15 protein-coding genes and 1 pseudogene are annotated in these 21,124 nt (G+C 61.5%); 7 read left to right on the top strand and 9 right to left on the bottom strand.

Features of this window, described 5'->3' with window-relative positions; all coding sequences use genetic code 11:
* The first annotated feature begins 66 nt into the window (after positions 1 to 66).
* Positions 67 to 1,017 (top strand): LysR family transcriptional regulator, encoded by a 951-nt coding sequence (locus tag QTH86_RS22570; RefSeq protein WP_286648385.1) that lies wholly within the window; start codon positions 67 to 69, stop codon positions 1,015 to 1,017.
* A gap of 693 nt (positions 1,018 to 1,710) precedes the next feature.
* Here QTH86_RS22570 and QTH86_RS22565 read toward each other — a convergent pair.
* The 8 genes from QTH86_RS22565 to QTH86_RS27070 all read right to left on the bottom strand — a co-directional run bounded on the left by QTH86_RS22565 (position 1,711) and on the right by QTH86_RS27070 (position 11,073).
* Positions 1,711 to 2,124, bottom strand: a complete 414-nt coding sequence (locus tag QTH86_RS22565) for a hypothetical protein (RefSeq protein WP_286648384.1) — start codon at positions 2,122 to 2,124, stop codon at positions 1,711 to 1,713.
* Between the two features lie 10 nt (positions 2,125 to 2,134).
* Positions 2,135 to 3,298, bottom strand: a complete 1,164-nt coding sequence (locus tag QTH86_RS22560) for a hypothetical protein (protein WP_286648383.1) — start codon at positions 3,296 to 3,298, stop codon at positions 2,135 to 2,137.
* Positions 3,299 to 3,321: 23 nt separating this feature from the next.
* Entirely contained in the window at positions 3,322 to 4,002 is a 681-nt protein-coding gene (locus QTH86_RS22555; RefSeq protein WP_286648382.1) for a hypothetical protein, read from the bottom strand.
* Positions 4,003 to 4,946: 944 nt separating this feature from the next.
* On the bottom strand, positions 4,947 to 5,189 hold the full coding sequence (locus tag QTH86_RS22550) for a hypothetical protein (RefSeq protein ID WP_286648381.1): 243 nt from the start codon (positions 5,187 to 5,189) through the stop codon (positions 4,947 to 4,949).
* A gap of 333 nt (positions 5,190 to 5,522) precedes the next feature.
* Positions 5,523 to 5,861 carry a hypothetical protein gene (locus tag QTH86_RS22545; RefSeq protein ID WP_286648380.1) on the bottom strand — a complete coding sequence of 113 codons (339 nt, stop codon included), beginning with the start codon at positions 5,859 to 5,861 and terminating at the stop codon, positions 5,523 to 5,525.
* Complete coding sequence (locus QTH86_RS22540) at positions 5,858 to 7,027, bottom strand: RHS repeat-associated core domain-containing protein (protein ID WP_286648379.1); 1,170 nt, start codon at positions 7,025 to 7,027, stop codon at positions 5,858 to 5,860. The genes QTH86_RS22545 and QTH86_RS22540 overlap by 4 nt, the downstream gene beginning before the upstream one ends.
* Positions 6,994 to 9,903 (bottom strand): DUF6531 domain-containing protein, encoded by a 2,910-nt coding sequence (locus QTH86_RS22535; protein ID WP_286648378.1) that lies wholly within the window; start codon positions 9,901 to 9,903, stop codon positions 6,994 to 6,996. The genes QTH86_RS22540 and QTH86_RS22535 overlap by 34 nt, the downstream gene beginning before the upstream one ends.
* A gap of 810 nt (positions 9,904 to 10,713) precedes the next feature.
* Positions 10,714 to 11,073, bottom strand: coding sequence for an HAD family hydrolase (locus QTH86_RS27070; protein WP_353505996.1), 360 nt, complete (start codon positions 11,071 to 11,073; stop codon positions 10,714 to 10,716).
* A gap of 554 nt (positions 11,074 to 11,627) precedes the next feature.
* Between QTH86_RS27070 and QTH86_RS22530 the strand changes: the two are divergent.
* The 5 genes and pseudogenes from QTH86_RS22530 to QTH86_RS22510 form a co-directional block, all read left to right on the top strand.
* Positions 11,628 to 11,942: pseudogene (locus QTH86_RS22530) on the top strand (integrase core domain-containing protein); the annotation flags it as partial.
* A 494-nt stretch (positions 11,943 to 12,436) separates the two neighbouring features.
* Positions 12,437 to 13,762, top strand: a complete 1,326-nt coding sequence (locus QTH86_RS22525) for a hypothetical protein (RefSeq protein WP_286648377.1) — start codon at positions 12,437 to 12,439, stop codon at positions 13,760 to 13,762.
* Positions 13,763 to 13,774: 12 nt separating this feature from the next.
* A complete protein-coding gene (locus tag QTH86_RS22520) occupies positions 13,775 to 15,292 on the top strand; it encodes a hypothetical protein (RefSeq protein WP_286648376.1) in 1,518 nt (505 codons plus the stop codon).
* Positions 15,289 to 16,635 carry a CHAT domain-containing protein gene (locus QTH86_RS22515; protein ID WP_286648375.1) on the top strand — a complete coding sequence of 449 codons (1,347 nt, stop codon included), beginning with the start codon at positions 15,289 to 15,291 and terminating at the stop codon, positions 16,633 to 16,635. The genes QTH86_RS22520 and QTH86_RS22515 overlap by 4 nt, the downstream gene beginning before the upstream one ends.
* A complete protein-coding gene (locus tag QTH86_RS22510) occupies positions 16,628 to 18,037 on the top strand; it encodes a hypothetical protein (protein WP_286648374.1) in 1,410 nt (469 codons plus the stop codon). The genes QTH86_RS22515 and QTH86_RS22510 overlap by 8 nt, the downstream gene beginning before the upstream one ends.
* A 514-nt stretch (positions 18,038 to 18,551) precedes the next feature.
* Here the strand turns inward: QTH86_RS22510 and QTH86_RS22505 are convergent.
* Positions 18,552 to 19,118, bottom strand: coding sequence for a hypothetical protein (locus QTH86_RS22505; RefSeq protein ID WP_286648373.1), 567 nt, complete (start codon positions 19,116 to 19,118; stop codon positions 18,552 to 18,554).
* 113 nt (positions 19,119 to 19,231) lie between these two features.
* On the opposite strand from QTH86_RS22505, the gene QTH86_RS22500 reads away from it, so the two are divergent.
* Positions 19,232 to 20,896, top strand: a complete 1,665-nt coding sequence (locus tag QTH86_RS22500) for a hypothetical protein (RefSeq protein WP_286648372.1) — start codon at positions 19,232 to 19,234, stop codon at positions 20,894 to 20,896.
* Positions 20,897 to 21,124 lie beyond the last annotated feature (228 nt).

Here is a 21,124-nt window from a genome sequence, read left to right as displayed (position 1 = left end):
CAATGCGATGACGTTCATGCCTAGAATGAACGCCCTTCATGCTGCGCTGCGGCACGCTCAGGGCCTATGCCGTCCAACGATCCGAGCCTCAAAGAACTCGACCTCAACCTGCTGGAGGTCCTCGACGCCTTGTTGCGCGAGCAAAGCGTCACGCGCGCTGCAGAGGCGCTTGGGATGACTCAAAGCGCCGTCAGCCATTCGCTTAGCCGTCTTCGGGTGTTCTTCGATGACGGCCTCTTTGTGAAATCGGCGCAGGGCATGGTCGGTACACGCAAAGCGGAACTGCTGCGTCAGCCCGTCGTCGACATCATGGCTACCGTCAGGCAACACATCCTGACCGAGGCCGGCTTCCATCCCGCGCGCTCGCGCAGGGCGTTTGTCTTTGCGATGACAGATGTCGGAGAGTTAGTGTTCCTTCCCCCGCTGCTTACAGAGTTGCGGAAGGAAGCACCGCATTGCACGGTGCGGACCGTGCAGGTTCCCATCGAGCAAATCGAAGGGCTCCTTGCATCAGGGGAAGTGGACCTGGCCCTAGGTTCGATCAGGTCAGCACCTGAAGGCCTTTATCGCCAACGACTGTTCTTGAATACCTTCGTGACGGTCATCAGTGCTCGCAACATGTCAGTGGGCTGCACTTTGAGTTTGGAGCAGTTCCAACGGATGCCCCAGGTCGTTGTTTCCCTTGAGGGGAAGCTTGGCACAGCGTACGACAGGCTCGTCGAAGAGCAGGGTCTGGAACGCAACGTTTTCCTGACCACGCCGCACTTTCTTGTCGTGCCCCTGCTACTCGAACGTCATCCGGATCTGATCGCTACTGTTCCAAAAGAACTTGCCAACGCGTTTTCCAAGTACGGCACGCTGCGGATCGTGAAGCCGCCGATTGAGCTGCCTCAGTTCGCGTTGAGCCAACATTGGCATCCCCGATTTCACAGTGACCCCGCGGTAAGCTGGTTGCGTGCGCTGGTCAAGCGCACCTTCGAGCACTACCGGGAGCCCGATGGTCTATCGGTGCCGTAGCGGTATCTTCCATTGCAGCGCCGTTCCCCTGTCGTGTGGCAGAGCGCTGAACTCCTAGGGTCGCGGTCCATCCAAACCATTGATTGAATGGTCGTTCCGCACCAGTGGCGTTCCGCACTTCGACAGCTGCGGAACGCCACCAAAGATGCGGGATGCCGTTCACTTAACCCTTTGATTTTCAATCGCTCGGTGGAAAATGCGCCAGCGCATCTTCGGGAAGCGCGCCACTAAACATTCGGTTGTGCAGGCTTTGCGCCACTCAACAAGCGAGCATGGCCGACTCGACCTCACGTGTCACTCTTGGCCGTCCCTATACAATCCCCCGCACCGGTGTTGACTTCGTCTAACCGCTGCGCTCCGGTAAAAGGTCACGCAATTGCTTGACGCGCTGCGCGCCATGTAAGTTGACCAGCTAGTGCATGCCTGTCCCCATCGCCGGCCGGAACCGAGTCCACTTGATTCGCGCGCCAGAGCGCCACCCTCGACGATCGATACAACGCAGCGGGAACGCAATGTAGTTCTGTTAGCACCAGAACTTCGGTTCTCGCGTTGCCGATCTCAGCTTGCGCCCCAGCCAAGCATCTGACGTGCGGAGGAATCCTGACAGTCGCGGATCGTCACGACTCTGATCCTGACCCAGAACCGCCGTCCGCTTCTTGCGATCGGCTTCCTTCATGGCTTCGCTCCAGTGTCTTAACAGTTGTCGCAACCTTCGCAACTCGGAGCATCAGAGCCCGGAGGGGCCACGCTTAGTCGAAACCTGGTTACCGAGATACAGCCAATCGCACCGCCGAACTGCACACATGCCGATCCGAAACCTGGCCGCTCCGCGCACAGGCGGCCGGGCCCCAGGACGGTGCCGTCGGAGTTGTTCAACATCACGACGTCGCCAATGCCGGGACTATGCGCATTCACCATGACGGTTGCCGAGTCAATGCCGCCTGGGCCATTGGCGGTTTCGGTGGTCGATGCTGTCTCGTCCGTGGCTGACTTCGCGTTCGACCCCGCCTTCTTTCCGGCAGGTGCCTGCTCGGCAAGATTCTTGCGCGAGGGCTTTACGGCTGCCTGCTTGCCGGCAGGCTTGGTGCGATGCTTACTGCTGGCCATAGCGACGCTCTCAAGGTGCAGTGGGACGAATCACGCTCGCGCGCTTGTCGAAGGCATTGCGGATCACCGCAACGGCAGCCCTGCGCGTCTCGTCGGTCGCGCTTTTGAAGTCGTTCTCTTCGTTGACGATCACGTTGGCCAGGGCGACAAGCGCTGCCTTCCGCACATCTTCCTGCTGGCGCCGCGTCTCCAAAGCTATTTGCGCGTCGACCATCGCGCCGGACGACACGGTTAAGGCCTTTCCCGCAACGCCATCCGCCGGCGCCGCCGACTGCTTGATCGGCACGCCGGCAATCTGCGCTGACACCAGCAGGGCCTGCGTTGTGACCTTCGACGCCACTGCGGCCACATCCGATGGGTCAAAACTCAGACCCTTAAGCAAATAGTTGCCAGTGGCCGGGTCGAGCTTGATGGCCACGTCGGAAGCCCCGCCGTGGCTCCGAGCGAGCACATAGTTGTAGCGTTCCGCCCAGGCAGTGTCGTCGGCGTTGGCCACCGCATACGCAGCTGGCGAGCTCTGTATGGAAAGCTGCGCCACGTAGTCAACGACCTTCGACTGTTCGGCACGGATCCATCCTTGCAGGTCAGGCACGACAAGCGCGCCTGCAGCCGCCCTCTGGATCACCTCGGCCGCGTCCTTGACCTTGGCGGCGATGTCGCCGCGAATCGCCGACGACGCCTGTGCCACGCGCTTTTGCCAAACACGAAGAATGTCCACAGTAGGAAAGTAGACTCCTTCCGCTGGCGTGACTGTATACCGCCCATCCAGCCTTGCGATCAATTCTGCACGGTACTTTCTGAGGTCTGAGGTCAGATCTCTATAGAAAGCTCCGGTATTCCGATCGAAGTCGCCCGTTAGGTCGGCTGCGGCTCCCCTGAGCCCCCCTTGCGCTGGCTGAGGAAGCTTGGCTGCCGAGGCTTCGTACTGCACGCGCAACTCCGCATAAGCTTGCCGGTGCGCGGATCGCAGCCTCTCCACGTCCTCAAAGATCGAAACCGGCGTCGATGCCACGATCGTGGGCAGCAGACGCGACACCAGCTCCTTGTCCAGTTCGGCCCGCACGACATCTGGTCGGAGCACCCCCATGGTCACCGTGAGATTTCCGCAGCCAACCAGACTCGCTCCCACCACGACGAGCATCGCGAGCCGAAGGCAAATTGTCTTGCTACTCATTTAGTCCTCCCTCCTGCACTGTCTCAGTTCGTGCGGCCGAGCCACGCCCTTGCGGCGTCAAAGTCGGCAAAGCTTTGCGGCCCCCCGATCTGGCGAGAGATCGCCTCAAGCGCGCGGCGGTAGCCGCGTTCCAGTACAGTGGCACTGGCGGGCGTGCCAGCATCGGCGGGCAAAAGTGCACCGAGCTCGTCAGCAAGCGCGGTGGACGACAGGTCGCCCGCCGCGCCGCGAGCGCCGAGCATGCGGGCTGCCTCAACTTCGCGCTTGTTCAGAATATTGGTCAACGCGTCGGCCACGACCTGTGATTCGGCGAAATTCCCTATCGTGTCCGCCACCGCCTTGGGATTGGTGCTGAAGATCATGACGAACGTGCCCCGGCCCTGCTCAGGAGTCAAAGGCTTGATTGTGGAATCCTCGCCTGGTGCCTTCTGGTCGTTCTCGAATAGCTTGCGCAGTTCGCCATTTCCTGTTGACTTGATCTCGTTGAAGTACAGGTCGACCGCACGCTCATCGTAGAACCCAGCAAGGAAACGGGCCTTCGCGGTCTGCGCATTGCCCTCCACTTTCACGCGGTAAAAGTTGGGAATCTCGCCCCCCGCGCCGCCAGACTGAAAGTGGTACGTCTGGGAGAATGAGGTGCACCCGCATAGTGCGCACAGGAGCGCCAACGATGCGATTCGGCCAAGGCAAGAGGGCAGCGGCATGCAACAGTCTCCTAGTCTAGTCAGAGAACGCATTCATGGGTCGCTTTCCGACTCCTTCATTAAGCCGATCGATGCACTGCCTCGCATCCCACATTTGAAGGATGCTCTCAGCAGTTTTAGGGCGGCTGTGGCGGCTCAGAGCAAGCAAGCCGTCCCGTTTCCAAGCCAAGGACGAACGCCTGTGGTCCGCCTACAACGCGGATAACGTCATGCAGCACGTAACTAAGCTTCCAACGAAGACAGTGAATCGCCCCGGGATTCTCGGAGGCCGGTTGGCTTAATTCAAACCGCCATGTCGACGTCATAGAATTGCATGTTGGCCTGTCAGACACGTTGAATTTGCGGCGCCGGCACCTGGTCGTGACACGCTCTGGCGCAGCGTTTGCGGGGCAACCTGCAAAGCCTTTCAGTACAAATTGCAGCGAGTGAAGTCATGGCGTCTCTTGGGGCGTTTGGACGACAATGCCGATCCACGAACCGAGCAGGGCGTCCCCCTTCGGTTCGAGAAGGCCGCGATTGAGGCAGCGACCCCTGGGTAGCTGGCTGTCTCGGTATTCATCAAGAATCATCATTAGGCCGCAATGAGGCAGGCAGGCCGTGGCTGCACGACGCCATGCAGGTCCGCAGCGTGCGTCATAAAGGAGACTTCTCTTCACCATTCAGAAACCATTGCCACCGCCGATTGGGTATGCCAGTTGGCTTGACTACGCGGTCGAGTGTTTCAGCACCCGCGACCCTTGGCTTGACAGCGTGTTCGCTGGCATGTTCGATCCGTCCGTGGCGGAACTCGATCGGGAGCAGATCCGCGAATCGGCGCGCATCGAGCTTCGTGCTTTGCGTAAAGCTGCCGCAGGATCATGGCGTCGTAGCTGAAGTTGACAGTGTCCACCAGGCGCCGGTGACGCTCTGCCTCACGTTGGTACCGCGGCGTTGGTCTGAAGTGGCTAATCGCCCTTACTCCGTGTTTGCACGAACAGGCCCACGAGACCGATCGCGAAACCTACAAAGACGGCCTTGGCGCCAAGCTCTACGCGATCCATCGCAAAGGCCAGGACGCCACCTATCCACGCCAAAGTAATGCCTAAAGCTTGAAGATGAAGGCCGCCCTGCGGCTTTCCCGCGTGTCGCCTCCTGTACAGCAAGACGGACAGCACGATGAGCACCGCAAGCACGGCCAGCACAAACAACCCCATCTCGTTTTTTATAGTCATCTCCGTGCACACCAAGTTCTTTGAACACAGTCAACGTAGCCGGCTCCAGCACCCACACCAACTTGCCCACGAACACCACCTCTCGTGCCCTGGATCTGTCCAGAATCGTTGATGGTCATTTGTCCCGCGCCGACGAATCCCGCACCACCGAACCATGTGGCACCTTTGGCTGTAATATTCCGCTCGATGGCAATCCTTCACCGCGGAATAGACACACCGCAAAAAGCAACGAACTGCGGACCTGCAACACCGCAAAATTGCGCGTAAACGCAGACGTCGTGGGCGCTTTTTTCGTTGCCAAGGATGCCGTCAATCGATGATCGTTATCCGGTCAATCGCCCAGATTTCGTCTGTCTTTTTGAATCTGATATTGAACTTTCTACTGCAATCTCTGTTAGCCACTGTGCCGTTGAAGGCTGACTCCGCGGACTCTCCGGAGAATTTGTACGTGTAGAACCACCGACTCAGCTTTATCGAAGCATGCGAAGGACACACCCCGCGTAGTTGTTCATTACTTTGCGCCAACTTTTTCGCATGTTCCCACACTGGCAAAAATCCAATCAGCAGCGGAGGCAAGAACAGCAGGGCGACGGCAATGAAGGCTGCCCATTTCAAACCTGAAACTGTAATGCTTCGAGGTGTTTTCATCGTGACGGTCTCGCACCAAAAAATGTGATCTCAACTCCAGCCGCAGCAACACCCTTGATCCCGCGAATATTGGTATCGAAGGATCCTTTGGGCTGAACGCCGCCATAAATATCGCTGCCTCCACCAAAGAAGAAATTGCGGCCAAGATTTGCCTCGACCTTCCCGGAAACGGGGCCCGCGTTGCCGCCCGCTTCAGCATAGAAGCCGACGCCGACACCGGCGCGACAGGACTGATCCTCTGTGCCACCGGCACGACCTCCGAGTGGATCGTAAGCCGCGCCCCATCCGAATCCCTTGCCAAACTTGAAAGACATAAATGTGCCGCCGGTCGCGGGATCGCGGCCGAGACTCATGGACGCCCCCAACCCTACATAGACGCCACCTTCGACCGACCAAAGTCCGAGAGGGTCGCCGTAGCTCAGCGGGTTGGCATCTGCATACCCAAACCTATTCCATCCCCCATCGAGCCCAATCGGATCCCCCTGGGTATAGCGCCCGACGGTCGGGTTGTACGTCCTGAACCTGTTGTAGTGGAGGTTGGACTCCACATCGAAGTACTGCCCCGGGTAGCGCAGGTTGATGCTGAAGTCGCTCTCCAGCGGGGTTGTCTTGTTGAAGCGCCGATCGGCCACCGTCGGCGGCTCATCGCCGAAGGCACTGTAGCCCCACTGCCAGCGCAGATCCCCGTCCGGGTAGGTGGCCCGGCGCGGCGTGTTCAGGTGGTCGGCCATGACCGCATAGCGCGTGTCGTCGGCCATCACCACGATCGGCATCGGCCCTGCGGCCGTGGGCAGGTAGACGTACTGCTTGCTGCCCGCGCTGTGTGCCCCGCCCGTGCCGTACTCACCGATCAGGCGGCCCTCTTCGTCATAGGCGTACACATAGCCATAGGCTTCCGACGGGCTCGTGCTGGGGCTCCACAGCTGCTTGAAGAAGCTGATCAGGCTCTGCATGAAGCCCGCATCGGTCTCGTCACCTTCTGCCGGCGGGTACTGCGGCTCGGTCTTGAAGACCCGCTGGCCCAGCGCGTTGTGGGCGTAGCGCGTGGTCGGGCTGTAGTCGGTGGCCCCGGTGGTCGCCGTGCTCAGGCGTCCTTCGGCGTCGTAGGTGTAAGTGCGCAGACCATCGCCGGTCATGTCGCCGTTGGCGTTGTAGCCGTAGGCCACGCTGGTGGACGTGCCGCCGATGACCTGGCTGAAGCCGGTGAGCTGGTTGGCGCTGACGCTGTAGCTGCGGCTGGTGGTGGTGCCGCCGACGACGCGCGTGCTGGCGGTGCGGTTGCCGTTCGCGTCGTAGCTGAAGCCGGCGGTGTCGACCGGGGCACCGGTGCCGCTCTGGTTGAGGCGGTCAGGCGGCCCGTGGCGTCGTAGCCGGCCAGCCAGCTGCGAAGGGTCGTCGTGACGGCGCTGTTCGGGTCGTTCGGCGTCACCGGCTCGGCCAGCAGCTGGCTCAGCGAGGTGATGCGACCGGCCGCGTCGTAGACGTAGCCCAGCACGGTCTGACCACCGGCGGTGACGTTGGTCAGGCGCCCGGCGGTGTCGTAGCTGCGCGTGGTGGCCTGGTTGACGCCATTGAGGCCGCTGACCGCACCGAAGGCCCAGGTCCAGCCAGTCGGTTGGCCCATCGGGTTCCAGGTGATGCCAGTGACCAGCGGCTGGCCCTTCCAGTTCATGGCCGTGAGCCGGCCGGTGGCGTCGTAGACGTGCTGCAGGATGTGGTCGGCGCCGCCCGGGTACTGGATGGCGCTGAGCAGGCCGGCGGCGTTGTAGCTGTAGCTGCCGGTGCCGGTCGCGCCGTTGGCCAGCGCCTGGGTCTTGCGCACCACGCGGCCGAAGGCATCGCGCTGGTAGCTGGTGGTGCCGGCGCGGTCCTGGATCTCGCTGAGGTACCCGATGCTGGCGTTGGCTGCGCCTGCTGCGTTGTAGGTGCCGCCGGTGAGGTCGTAGCGCAGCGTGGTGAGCTTGCCGTCGGCGAAGCTCAGTTGCGTCGGGCGGCCCAGGGCATCGCGCTGGATGGTCGTGGCCTGGCCCAGGGCATCGACGATCTGGCTGGGCAGGCCCAGCGCGTCGTAGACAGTGCTGCGCGCGCCGATGTCGTTGCTGCTCTCGGCGGTGGCGTTGCCCTGTGCATCGCGGGTGTAGCTGGTGGCCACGCCCTTGAAGTCGCTGGCTTGGGTGACGGCGTCGAGCGCGTTGTAGCTGAGGCCCGCGCTGGCGTTGGCGGCATTGGTCAGGGTCTTGACGCGGCGCAGGCCATCCAGGCCGTACTGGGTGCTCTGGTTCAGGCCGTTGGTCTCGCGGATGCGCTCGCCGTTGGCGTCGTAGCCGAAGGTGCTGGTCTGGTTCGAACCTTCGGTCTGGGCGGTCAGGCGGTTGATGTTGTTGACGGTGCGCGCGGTGGTCCAGGCGACGGCACCCGCGCTGTTGAGGATCTGCTCGCCGGTGCGGTTGCCCATGGCGTCGAGGGTGAAGCTGCCGCTCTCGCCGCGGTTGTTGCTCCAGCCGGTCAGGCGGTGGGCTGCGTCGTAGGTGTAGGCAAGGCTCAGGCCGGTGGGCAGCGTGAGGGTCGCGATGGTGCCGAAGGGCGTGTAGGTGAGCGTAGTCGTCTGCTGGCCGCCGACGGTCTGGCTGAGCAGGCGGTCGCGGGCATCCCAGGTGTAGGTGGTGACCAGGCCGTTGGGCGCGGTCTGGCTGAGCATGCGGTTGGCGCTGTCGTAGGTGTAGCTGCTGACGTGGCCCAGGGCGTTGGTCGCGCTGAGCACGTTGCCGGCCGCGTCGTAGGTGTAGCTGGTGACTGCGCCGTTCGGGGCGGTCTCGGTGGCGACCAGGCCCTGTGGGGTGTAGGTCCAGCTGGTGGTCTGGGTCTTGTTGCCGGCAGCAGTGTGGGTGACGGTCTGCGTGAGGGGGCGGCCCTGGGTGTCGTACGTATAGGCCGTGGTGCGGCCGGCTTCGGTGACCAGCACAGGCAACGCCCAGGTGGCGTGCCACTGGGTGGTGGTGGTCTGGGCTTCGGGGGTGCCGGCGGCACGGGTCACCGATGTGGGCAGGCGGCGGGCGACGTTCCACGTTGTGTCGGTTCGGACGCCATTGAAGTCCGTCTCTCGGGTGATGAGGCCATTAGTGGCGTCTTGCACGCGGCTGGCGGCGTCGGCCTCGCCGGTGCCCGAGGGCCATGAGCTGCTAGTAACAGCCAGTCTGCCGAGGGCGCGGCTGTAGCTGTACTGGCGTATGGTGCCCAACGGGTCGCGTACCCTGGTTGAAGTGCTCGAATCGTAGATCACCTGGTAGAGCTCGACAGAGCCGGCCAATGCAGAGACAGACGCCCACCCCTTTTCGTTGTAGTAGAAGCTACCCCAGCGTATTCCAGACTCGTCGAAGATGCCAGTCAGGGCGTGGGGGAAGTCGGTGTTCTCGTAAACGAAGCTGCGGGTCTTGGCGTCAGGGTAGGTGACGGTGCTCAGGCGGCCGGTGCTGTCGTAGGCGTAGCCGATGACGCGGGCATCGGGTGTGGTGACGCTCACCAGCTGATCGCCGCTGTACTGGAAGCTCAGCGTGCGGCCGAAGGCGTTGGTGACGGAGGCCAGGTGACCGCCGCTGTAGGCGTAGGTGGTGGCCCAACCGTTGCGCTCGGTCTGTGTGAGCAGGCGGCCGTCGGTGTCGAAGGACTGGGTGACGTCGTCTTCGGCGCGGTGGTAGGTCCACGGGCCGTTGCCGGTCAAGGTGTCGGCGCCATTGGTGGCGGTCCAGTTGGATGCCTGCGCCTGCTTGAAGAAGGTGCGCAGGTAGCCCTCGGCGGTCGTGATCGCCACCGCCTGCGGAGATGCTGCAGCGTCGCGGACTGTGACTTTCAGCGAGGTGCTGTGGTTGTGCGTCCAGGCCTTGCCGAGCACGCCGACTGGGCGTGAGGCATCTGGGCCCCAGAGACTACGGTAGGTACGGACCAAAGATAGAGCAGCAGGGCCGGCGTCTGTCCAGTCTGGCTCGACGCGAATTTTTTCGCCTGTTGCTGGGAGTATGGGGTTGGGAGTTGTGGCCCCAGACATGCACATCTGCGCAGGCTCCGGAGGCCCCGGAGGCTCCGCGACCTCCACCGTCCGCCGGTACACCACGAGGCTCGTATTGCTATCTGAAGGCCCGACAGAGGTGGTGTATCGCTCAATAGCGTGACACACCCACTGCGGTTCGGCACCAGCCAATACGGAGCTCACATACGTGTAGATGCCGTAATTCACTTCCACAGTAACGCCGACCATCCGAGAGCATGCAGCCTCAGGAGTGGACTGCCAACCGCTGCCCATTCCGCCCAGCCATCCATTGCCATACGCCTGATACTCCGTCACCTGGGACGCGAATGAATATGAAGCGAAAAGGCAACATGCGGCAACGATCAAGCGGAGCTTGCTCGCAATCAGGCTGAGAAGATGAGCTATGCCGCATCCAGCGCGCTGACGAGCACATAGGTGCCTGCGCTGCTCACCGTTCGACCACTGCAGGCCGGCGGGTTTAAAGCGTGCGCCGGCCGCAATCCATTCCAATTTTTCAAGCATCGGGCTTCCTACAACGAAGCCGCAATGTAACAGCCTAGTTACATCGTAACAATCACCGCTCAAATACGAATGCGCTCGATCTCATCAAGAGAACACCTCTGTCTATGGAGCCCTGCCGTGCGAGCGCTCTAGTGGTTGGTCATCTGCCTGGCCACTTCGAGTTTCCACCATTGCGCCGGCAATCGGTGATGCGGGTAGCAAGGGGTGACCTCCGATCTGGCTCTAGCCCGAGGCCGGCGCGGCGCTACGGCCGGAGATCCGGTCAAAGCCGATAGGCATCTTGCGGTCAGCGCCGCCTGCGCCAGATCATGTTGCGGGCACAAAACGCTGGAGATGCGCCAACGTGGAAATCTGAGCTTTCGCCGCGGAAATATTTTTCCTAGCAAGGTGACAAGCCTGCATCCCGTACGCGATCGGTCCCTCATAGTCTGCCGACAGAATGTCCCCGATCATCACGACCTGTTCGGGTCGCGCGTCTAGGGCCTCACAAAGATGCGCGTACATGCGAGGCTCTGGTTTCACCGCCCCAACCTCAAAGCTCCATGCGTACGCATCGAGCTTTGGCAAAAGCGCCTCGGAGCCTGGCAGTCTGTGCGCTGAGCTCGGTCTCAAAACTCTCGCCGACCGTTTGGTCGAGCGTAAGTTGCGGGCACTACCGAACTTCACGTTCTAAGCGGTAGAGTCGCTGCGGCGTTCGTGGCGAGCATCGATTCCGGTGCGCACTACGCTTGGCCGCACGAACGTCCCGCGCCATCGTCGGACGGCCTTAGCAGCGTTGAGCATGTCCCGCTCATAGCTCCTGAGAGTGAACCAACCGAGCAAGAAGATGATGTTGCTTGCAAGGCTCTCGCCGTGATGAAGGCTCAAATCCAACTTCATCGCGATTGCCCACACCGACGGCCACGTCGCTCTGCGTCGTTGTAGTGCACGCGCTGTTGCGTCCAGGGTCAAAGCCGCAAGTTCAGCGGCGCGCTCACCAAAGTCCACTGGCGTTCCGCAGCTGTTGCGGAAAGCCACCGAACGTACGGGATACCGTATAGCTAACCCTATGATTTATAGAGGGTTTCCCCGGAATGCGCCAATGTAGTTTGGAGCAACGCGCCATTCAACGTGCGTTCTTGCCAGTTTCGCGCCACCGAACTTGCGAGCAACTTTGCCTCCAGTGCAGACCTTGAAAAACTGGTCTGGTGCTAGCTGGCAGCCGCCCTCTGGAACAGCACCCGGCTGCGCTGATGCACCATTCAGACCAGGGCAGCCAGTACACCAGCGACGAGTTCCAGCAGTTGTTGAAGAGCCAAAACATCACCTGCAGCATGAGCCGGCGCGGTGAATGCTGGGACAACGCGGCGATGGAAAGCTTCTTCCCGACGCTGAAGACCGAGCGCTGCGCTCGCACGGTCTACCAGACCAGGGAGCAGGCCAGAGCCGATGTCTTCGACTACATCGAGCGGTTCTACAACCCGTTCAGGAAACACTCAAAATTGAACTACCTCAGCCGTGTTCAATTCGAGGAGCGGCAGCGCTTAACGGGCTAGGCAAAGCGTCCGGGAAACCGGGGGAAGCCCACATCTCGTTGCGCGCTTATCGCCGGAGCTCCCGTAGCGGCCCAACCCGCCATTCCTGAGCAGCATGCTGAGCAGAGGGTCTTTGGTCTCTTCCAAGCGTTCTTTGGGCGGCTATCGAACGTCACTCCGCAAATGACGCGTTTCGCCAAGTGCTGCATCCGACCTCCCTTGAAAGGATGCGCATGGTCGAGGCTAGCGCCGGCGGTGGCAATCAATGAAAGCCCCGCTGCGCTGCGGTGCGGAGTTTGGTAACCAATACGGGGCCTACTTCTGCTCGCCGTGAACGAGCCGCGCCCAGGTGCTTAATCAAAATAGGCCATAGACAGGCGTTAAGGAGCATCGCATCCTGCGCACGGGGCTCAGGAGGAGCACCACCAAAAGCGGATGCGCGATGTCTCAGCAACTGTTGCTTGGCGAACTGACTTACTCGATGATCCGCATTCGTCGTCAACACTGGAAGTGCAATGACCACATCGTTCAGCACAGTGACAGCGCAAGGGCACGCAGTTCCGTTGTACTTGATACAGGGCGACAAGAGCGGCACTTTGAAGACACCTGAGGCCTATCGGGAGCTTGTCGACAAAGTCACCGACGGCACTTTCCATGACGTCTATGTGTTCGCACATGGCTGGAACAACGACTTCGACGAGTCCGTCGATCTCTTCAAACGCTTCTTCACCGGCTTCCTCGAGCGCCGAGTGCCCAGCGCCGACTGGAAGCCGGTCTTTGTGGGTGTGCAGTGGCCCAGCGTCGTGCTCGTGTTTCCATGGGAGAAGGGCCCGGCCATCGCCGGTGGCAACAACGCTGAAGCCGATCGAGACTTCCAGCACCACGCGTTGGGCGTGATCGGCGACGAACTCGATGACGCCGAAGCTGCACGCCTTCGCGAATTGGCCGGGCGTGGCTCGCTTGAGGCCGTTGAGCAGGTGGAAGCAGTTGGTCTGGCCCGTGCGGCCATGCGTGGCAGTCTGCCTGAGATTGCAAGGGACACATTGCCGACCGAAGCCGAGTTGCTCGAGTCCTGGCGCGCTCTCGACCAAGCTAGTCGGCCATCTGTGCCGGTCAATCCCGATTTCGGTTTCGCCGATGAGCCGGACGCAGCTGCTGCAGCGGGCACTGCGCAGGCGGCGGGACTTCTTAGCGCGCTGGACCCGCGCAACCTGATCCGCGGCGCCACCGTGTACATGATGAAGGATCGCGCCGGCACGATAGGCGCGAACCTGGTTGGCCCGTTGCTCCAGAGCCTGACCGGTGCAGGCGCTTCCGTGCGGCTGGTCGGACACTCGTACGGCTGCCGTGTGATGCTGGCTGCTCTGTCGACCGCGACCCTGCCCTACAAGGCCCGTTCGGCCCTGCTGTTACAGCCTGCGGTGAACCAATACTGTTTCGCCGAAGCCGGAAGCATTCCCCACACCCAAGGATCGGGCGGCTTTGCAAGGGCCATTGATCAGGTCGAGCTGCCGATATACAGCACCTTTTCCCCACACGACTTTCCACTCCACGACACCTTCCACCTGGCCTTGCGGCGTGCCAAGGATCTCGGTGAGGCCGAACTAGCAGCGGAGGCGCCTCCGAGCATCTACTGTGCACTGGGAGGCTATGGTCCCCAAGGCATGGCGAACGGCAGCGCATCGACCATCCCGATCGTTGAACAGGCCACTTTCGAATATCCTGCCACCGCGCGTGTTGTCGCTTTAGACGGAGCGGGCGAACGCATCACCAGTCACGGCGACGTCACCAACGCCTTTACGTGCTGGGCGCTCGCCGAACAAGACGCCCGTCCGGTTTGAACGGACACACCCATGCGCGCACTCGATCAATTGGAAGTGGATGGGCGTCCTGTGGCGTTGGCCAGGATTTCGCTCGACCTGCGGGGTGATGCCGCCTGCCCTGGCGCAAGTGTCGTCTTTGCGCTCTCGGTTGGCACCGAGAGCCTCGGGTCGATCGCTGTTCCGATGGCTGAGATTGGCGTGCCGCTTGGCTACGCGGAAGCCAAGTTGCGCGAGGGCAGCGACGAGGGCTATCGCCTGCCAAGTTCGATCGTCGACTTCATCCGAAGCGCGCTGGACCCGGACCTGCCGATCTACATCACATTCGAAACCCCGTACGGCTATCTGCCTGGCGTGCCATGGGAGCGTTTGGGCGTGGAGCAGCTAGGGCGGCCAGTGTTGCGCCTCGGAGCAGCACCGGTGCGTCCGGTGCGATCCGACACAAGGCTCGATATCGGCATCTGCTGCAGCTTTCCTGCCCACGAAGACGTCGACCGCGAGCAGGTCCTCGCGGATGTGATCTCACAGATCCCAACCGATGTGCTGCGTGAGGTTTGGCTCCACATCTTCGTCGATGCCGACTTCCATACGGCACTGCGCGATCGCGGCGGGCTGGTGGACCTTGACACGTCCATCCGCTTCTACCGAGCGGAGGAAGCGCAGCTGTACCTGCAATCGAACCCGGTGGAAAGCGAGAGCAACGGAATAGATGTGGCTGACCGGCTCGAGCATCCGTGGCTTGTATGGATGCGCGGCGCGTTGGGCAACCTCTCACTCGACGCTGTTCATTTCATCAATGCAGGGTATCTCGGCCGCAGCCGCCCTGGCTTACGTTTCGCCAGCTCGGAAACGCCCGGGCTCGAAGATGCTGGCTCTCGGTTGATCGGCTCGCGCGAGATTAACTTCTTCCTGGAGCAGGTCGGCGCTTGGGCCGTCACATTCAGCTCGCCGCCCGGTAACAGTTCGCCTCTGGGCCTTCGCATGTTGTACAGCGAGGTCAGCCGCGGCTTGAACGTGCCGTCAATCCTGCACGACATCGCCGCTGATCGGGCTTCAGGCGATGACGCCTGGGCCAGGGCTTTGCGTGAAGGATACGTGCACATCTTCGCGCGCGGCTATTCGCCTCCGCCGAACGTTCCGTACTCGCCTGCACTCACCGTCACCAGCCATCCGTCATGGGGCACGCGCTCAGTTGGTGATGCCCTCGACATACGCATGCAAAAGTTGCTCGAAGACGGCTCGCCACAAAGGCTCTATCGGAGCTTGCCCGCCCCCCAGGACATACCATCGTGGGTCAGCGCGCATCAGCGGCGGCTTGAAAAGACCATCGCTGGAATTGCCTCGATGCCCGAGGCCGACCGGGATTCAGCTCGCGACGCTGGCGTGCTTGACGCACTGCGCTTCACCTCTGACCTTGTCGCCAAATATACGGCGCAATCGGATGATGTAAGCGCGGTGGAGCGGGTAGGCGAGGTTGGTATGGTGCTTACCGTGTTCAATGCGGAGGCCGCTGCTACCGGCGCGACGGCGAACGATAGTTGGACCCTGTGAGTCGCACACTGATCCGGTTTCAGGAGGACGAAGAAGGAAAAGTTTCCTTCCATCTCGAAGAGCCACGGGGGGTCGCGAACGGCGGCCGCCTTGTGAAGCTGAAAAGTCTTCCCAGCGACACGGAGTTCCTGATGCCGCTGCCCAGCCCTGATGTGCGCAAGGCAGGGATGCGGCTGCGCGACGATTTGCTCAGCCACGAAGCGGTGAAGTCCGTCCTCGGAGCTTGGCTTGACATGGCGGATCGGCCGCTACAGTCGCTACACCTCCAAATCGATACCTCGCCAGCGGAAGCGCTTCCGTGGGAGTCGCTTGTCGACACGCAAGGGGACTTTCTTGCGCTGGACGCTAACGCGCCGATCGCCCGCGTGCTTCCCCCTGATCAAGTGCAGGGCGCAGTAAAGAGAGAAGTCGTATTCACCCCTCCACTGCGCATCACTTGCGTCCTTGGTGCTTGGTGGGACGACGGAGGTGCGCGCGAACAGGCCCTCGAATGGGGCAGCCTAGAGGCGGCGATACGATCGCCTGAGGCTCAGAACCTCGGCGTCTCAGTGTCAGTATTTGGCTGCGACCCGGACCTGAAGGCGGCGATTGAGACAGCAAACTTTCCTCCCAATGTGAGCGTGACATGGGCGCCGATCGTTGGGAACGCGCTGGCTCTGCTGAAGCGCATCCGCGACTCGCGCCCTCATTTGCTGCATCTGTTTGCCCATGGTTCCGGTGAAGAGGTTCCGCTGTTGCGCATCAGTACCGTCGCTGATGTCGAGGCTGGCAAGGGAGGCTCGATTGAGCTGAACGCGCGCGACTTCCGCCAGGAAGGTGACCCGAACGAAAGTGTGTGGGCGATCGCTCTGAATGCCTGCAACAGCGCGTCCATGAGCAGCGATGCCAAGAATCTTGCGAATCGGCTGGTACGCTGGGGATTCCCAGCTGTGATCGGCATGCGCGAGCCGGTCACGACCGTGGAGGCACGCGAGATGTCGCAGCACTTCTATGCAGCCGCCTTCGAGACGTTGGCTAGCCTACCGATCAGTGCGCGCCACGAGGTTGAGTGGGCACGCTTTCTGCAGCGCGTGCGGGTGCATATCGCTGGCGGCAGTGCTGCCGCATGCAACACGAAGCGTTGGTTGGTCCCGCTCCTCTATGCGCGTACCGAGCCATTCACCATCATCCGTGGTCAAGGTGCGCTGTCCGACGAAACGCGGCGACGCTTGCAGGGTGAGGTTGAGCAACTCAAGAAGGAACGTGACGCTGCCATGCAGCATCCCCTGTCCGATTTACTGAAAGCGCAGATGCGCGCGGAGTTCGACGCTCAGATCCAGCACCTGGAGGCTCAGCTTGTTTGAGCCGAACGTGCGGCCCGGCGAAGTCACGCTCAACGCATACGCGGGCGGCACCGCCTGCGCGCGGGGTGTTGTCTCGGCAACGAGTTCGCGCTGGGCGCTGCGCACGCCACCGAGCCCGATCGCCCGTTTCCTCAAACCACCGCCGTCCGCGAATCCCCGCGATTTCCTGGACCCCCGCGTGGGCTGGGCCCTGCTAGTCGCCGAGCAGCCGGGCTTTACCCCTGAGCAGTTCGCGAACAACGAGGACCTCTGTCCATTGTTGCGATTGCTGCTCGACAAGCGTCAGAACAGAGTCGTGCTTCGCTACAGGCCTGCGTCCGATTTCCGCCTGACACTGCTGCGAGACTATTCGAACCGCAAAGATCTCGATCTGGCCGGTAGCCCGGTCGGCAAGAACGTCGGCGACATTCCTCGATACCTGCTGATGGTGGGAAGACCCACCGCAGGCGAGCTGCCTTGGACGCTGCAGTACATCCTCGCTCTCAATCGCAACGTTGGGCGGCTGCCTTTTCACCCACTAAAGGATGAGCAGCTGCTTGCGCCGTACGTGCAAGCTTGTCTTGATGACTGGACCGGTGCCGGTGCCGACCCGCACGCGACAGTGGTCTGGGGCGTGGATCACGGCGAGGACGACATCTCGCACCTGCTACGTGTGGCGATCGCCGACGAACTCGCCCGCAAATACGCAGGCGACACGGACCTACAGGCCAAAGCGGTGCACGTCGGGGCAGCCGATGCGACGCATGCGCGCTTGACCGAGGCTCTCGCATCGGTCCGACCTGGTGTCGTGGTCACCACGAGCCACGGCATGACGGGGCCTCTCACCGACCGCGACCAAATGGCATCCCAGCTAGGCCTACCGGTCGACCGGTCCTTCCAGCCCCTACCTCTCGCAGCGCTGCTGGCGGCTTGGAAGCCCGACGGCGCGATTTGGTACGCCCATGCGTGTTGTGCCGCCGGCGCGGACAGCGGTTCTGTCTTCAGCGATCTCTTTAGTGATTCGCCGGCGCGCCAGATGCTGCAGGCGGTCGGCGAGCTAGGTGGACAGGTGGCACCCCTGCCACTTGCACTTCTCAGCGCGGCCAAGCCGGCGCGCGCGTTTGTTGGCCACGTCGAACCCACATTTGACTGGACCGTACGCCAGCCGGCGACGGGCCAGTTCCTGACCTCCTCCTTGGTCGATTGCCTTTATAACGAGCTGTTTCTGTCTGCACCGATTGGACATGCACTCCGCGGTTGGTATGCGAATGCGGCAAGCCACTTCGCGTCTTGGGACGCGGCGCGACTGACCTTCGACGGGCAAGAAGCCGGGAAGGCTGCGGTGCTTTATCACACGCTGGTTGCACGCGACATTCAGACGCTTGTCCTGCTTGGCGATCCGGCAGTGGCATTAGCACCTTAGCGATCGCCGGCATGGAAGCGCAGACGATCAGATCGTTGCTGACACATCTGCTGACCAGCACTCTCGGTCGGCGGTGGTGCTAATCGGCTGATGACCGGTACGGTTCCGGTGCCGCCCGATAGGAGAAGTTTGGCAATTCCGGCTCCTGCGCTAACTGCCCATGGGAGGGCCAAGCGCCCGGCGTGACCATTTGCGATTGCCGTGTGTCCAACCCGCATCTGCGGATTTCCGCAGATAGCAGATTTCTTTGCGACCGGTGGTGCGCAGGCGCAGCATAAGCGGTTTGGTGCACGGCTCTTTGGCACGTACCCAGGAAGATGCGCTTAGCGTCGAGCGTCACGCCGAAGGAAGAGCAACGCTGCAAAAGACTTAGCTCTTCTGCCCGTCGCTGGGCTCTTTGGTGTCGGACAAAATATCTGCTCGTGGACCAAGCGAAGCGCTGTCGCCGCCCTTTGCATGCGTTGCGCCACCAGTACGGATGCGCCCCACCTTCTTACCCCGGTCGACGTGCTCCTTAGGCTTTCGGAGCGCATGAAACATTCCGGTCGGCAACGATGGAGTCTCCCCAGTCCTTGATCTTCTCGATCGCCGCGTCAAAGTTCTCGCCCTTCCGGGCTGGATTTTTGATCGCATAAAGGCAAGTTTGAAGATGGTTTTCTCTTATTTGCCACGTCTCCTTTCGCTTGGCGAAATCAAGACCGGCGGCGGAGATCCCGCCAAGAACGGCCACGAGCGCAGTGGCACCGGCTAACGCTGCTTTCGCCAACTGAAAGCCGTTTGAAGCATCGGAAGTAGCGGCGGCGCTGGCCCGGGTGATCCATGCCGTTAAGGCGGCAACGGCGACGACCGTGACCCACAGAGCGGACTTGGTGGCGATTTCCCAGAAATGGTCCCATTCCGCGGCACTGGCAGAGCGAGAGATTTCAGCGGTAAGCATCTTCTGCATCTCGTCTAGCCCGGCGCCGACCTCTTGGGCAAACGCTGGGTGCGACAGCACAGCAAACGCACTGGCAACAATCAAGATATGTTGATTACGCACTTTTCGCTCCTCGTTCAATTGCCCGATCGCGAAGTGTGGCATTGTCGGTCGGCCCTGTCACTGTAGCGCCTCGAGTTCTTACTCAATAGCTAGGTTGCCCCTGCGGTCCCCGCGGCAGATAGTCCCCGCTGACCAACGGCTCAGGGACGACGCATATGACGAGAGCTTCCAAGTTCGTATCACTCTGCCTGCTTTGCACCGGTCTAGCCGCCGGGCCCGCCGACGCGGCCTCACTGACGGGCTGGGTCGCGCCCAAGCCCAAATCGCTCGCCGAACAACGCATCCTTGAGACCTTGTATGGCGGGCCGCCCCGCTCAGCGCCGCTCACGGGGAAAGATGCCGTCGTGCGACCTGAGTTCCTCCGCAAGGTCCTCGGCGCACCATCCGACCCAATCACGGCAGTCCCGCCCGTCGTCCGCGTGCACGGCTCAACCTTTCCGTCTGCACTGGTGCTCGACGGCATTCGATCCGCCGCGTATCTCAAGCTGGAAGACTGCACCTATACAGCAGCCATCTCGATTTCCGATTCGGAGCTGAAAGACTTGAAGATTAGCGGCAACGTCGGCGTTCCAGTTTCAATTGAGACGACGACCTTCTCCGGTGGGCTATCCGTCCTGAGCGGCAAGCTTACGGGGAAGTTATCGGTGAAGAACAGCTCCTTCAGCAAAGAGGTGTACTTCAATGACTTGACAGTGGAGGGGAACGACGTAGACATCCTGTTCGATGCAGTCAGGGCGCCGCAGGGGATTCGGGGCACGTTTCCCGGACGGGTAGTAATCACTGTACAAGCCTCCGATGACGTCAATGGACTTTCCATAATTTCTCGCGACCCCGGCTCCAGGATTTTCTTGAACCGCATGAAGCGCGGCCGCGTCTTCGTCGGAACCGACCCACGCGGTGCCAACATCAGCGTGAACAGCAGCTCGCTGGATGGGTTGACTATCTTGCTTACGGAAGGTGGTCTCGTGGACGACGGTCTCGATTGGCCCGACCCCATGCCGCCGAACGGTGAACCACCAGACATAGCTGTTTGGAGTTCCGACATCGCAACGATGTTGATCGTCTCTCCCAGCGTCGGCTACCTCACGGTCACCGACACGAAGTTCTTGAAGTCAGTCGAGTTAAGGGGCCCTCTACCCGACATCGCACGCTTTGCTCAAGTCGACTTCAAGAGTCTGGCATTTGTCGGCGCGACAAGAAGTCCCAAGTTCACTCCCATGGTGTGGCAGGGCGTTGACTTCAACAGCCTCTTCGCCCGAAAGCAGGAGGAGCACGCTGGACTGACAGCCGTAGGCCTCCTCAACGCAATTGCCTTCAATGCCGATGCCTATGCAGCTTACGAGCGATACCGTTCATCGGTCGGCGACAAGGAAGGGGCTGACGAAGTCTTTGTGGAACGAAAACGGCGCGAACGTGACCTGGACGGAAACATCGCGTCCAAGGCAGGTTCCTACCTCTCCGATTGGCTGATCAGATTTGGCCGAGCCCCGGAGAGGAGCCTCGTCGCCTTGTTCGCCTTCGCCCTGTTGGGCGCGGTTGTATTCAATATCGACCACATGCAAAGCACCAAGCCAAAGCCACCGAAGCAACCTTCAAGTTCAGGTCTGCTTAGGCCGCAGCGCCTCGAGCCCAAGCAAACCACGGACTACTCGCCGGTCTGGTACTCCATAGACACCTTGGTGCCCATTATCGACTTCGGCGTGGCCGGCGCCTGGACGCCCAAGACTCCTCGCACGACGGCCTACCTGAAATTGCACATCGCCGCCGGATGGCTGTTCGCCACATTTGCGGTGGCGGCTGTCTCGGGGTTGATCAAATAGGTTGACCACGCGGCCCAGCGCCGCCGCGCCGCCGGCACGCATGTCCAGCGTCGCAGGCCAGCCAGATCGCGTTCACCCGGATCACTGCAGCAGCTCGCGAGTCCACGCGGCAAAGTGCGCCGCTGCACTGGCCGGCCAGGTGATGTTCATCGTCACGACGCATTCCCACGCGGATACGGGCCATGGCTGCCGTCATACTCAAAAGGAAGGAGAAGCTCGCTCAGCGCG

This window comes from Variovorax sp. J2L1-78, assembly GCF_030317205.1.
In the GTDB taxonomy this organism is placed as follows: Bacteria; Pseudomonadota; Gammaproteobacteria; order Burkholderiales; family Burkholderiaceae_C; genus Variovorax; species Variovorax arabinosiphilus.
This window is presented reverse-complemented; position numbering and strand designations above follow the sequence as displayed.

Coding starts and splice junctions, on each gene's coding strand:
- QTH86_RS22570 (WP_286648385.1), top strand. CDS start 67: ATGCCGTCCAACGATCCGAGCCTCAAAGAACTCGACCTCAACCTGCTG.
- QTH86_RS22565 (WP_286648384.1), bottom strand. CDS start 2,124: ATGGCCAGCAGTAAGCATCGCACCAAGCCTGCCGGCAAGCAGGCAGCC.
- QTH86_RS22560 (WP_286648383.1), bottom strand. CDS start 3,298: ATGAGTAGCAAGACAATTTGCCTTCGGCTCGCGATGCTCGTCGTGGTG.
- QTH86_RS22555 (WP_286648382.1), bottom strand. CDS start 4,002: ATGCCGCTGCCCTCTTGCCTTGGCCGAATCGCATCGTTGGCGCTCCTG.
- QTH86_RS22545 (WP_286648380.1), bottom strand. CDS start 5,861: ATGAAAACACCTCGAAGCATTACAGTTTCAGGTTTGAAATGGGCAGCC.
- QTH86_RS22535 (WP_286648378.1), bottom strand. CDS start 9,903: ATGTCTGGGGCCACAACTCCCAACCCCATACTCCCAGCAACAGGCGAA.
- QTH86_RS22525 (WP_286648377.1), top strand. CDS start 12,437: ATGACCACATCGTTCAGCACAGTGACAGCGCAAGGGCACGCAGTTCCG.
- QTH86_RS22520 (WP_286648376.1), top strand. CDS start 13,775: ATGCGCGCACTCGATCAATTGGAAGTGGATGGGCGTCCTGTGGCGTTG.
- QTH86_RS22505 (WP_286648373.1), bottom strand. CDS start 19,118: ATGCCACACTTCGCGATCGGGCAATTGAACGAGGAGCGAAAAGTGCGT.
- QTH86_RS22500 (WP_286648372.1), top strand. CDS start 19,232: ATGACGAGAGCTTCCAAGTTCGTATCACTCTGCCTGCTTTGCACCGGT.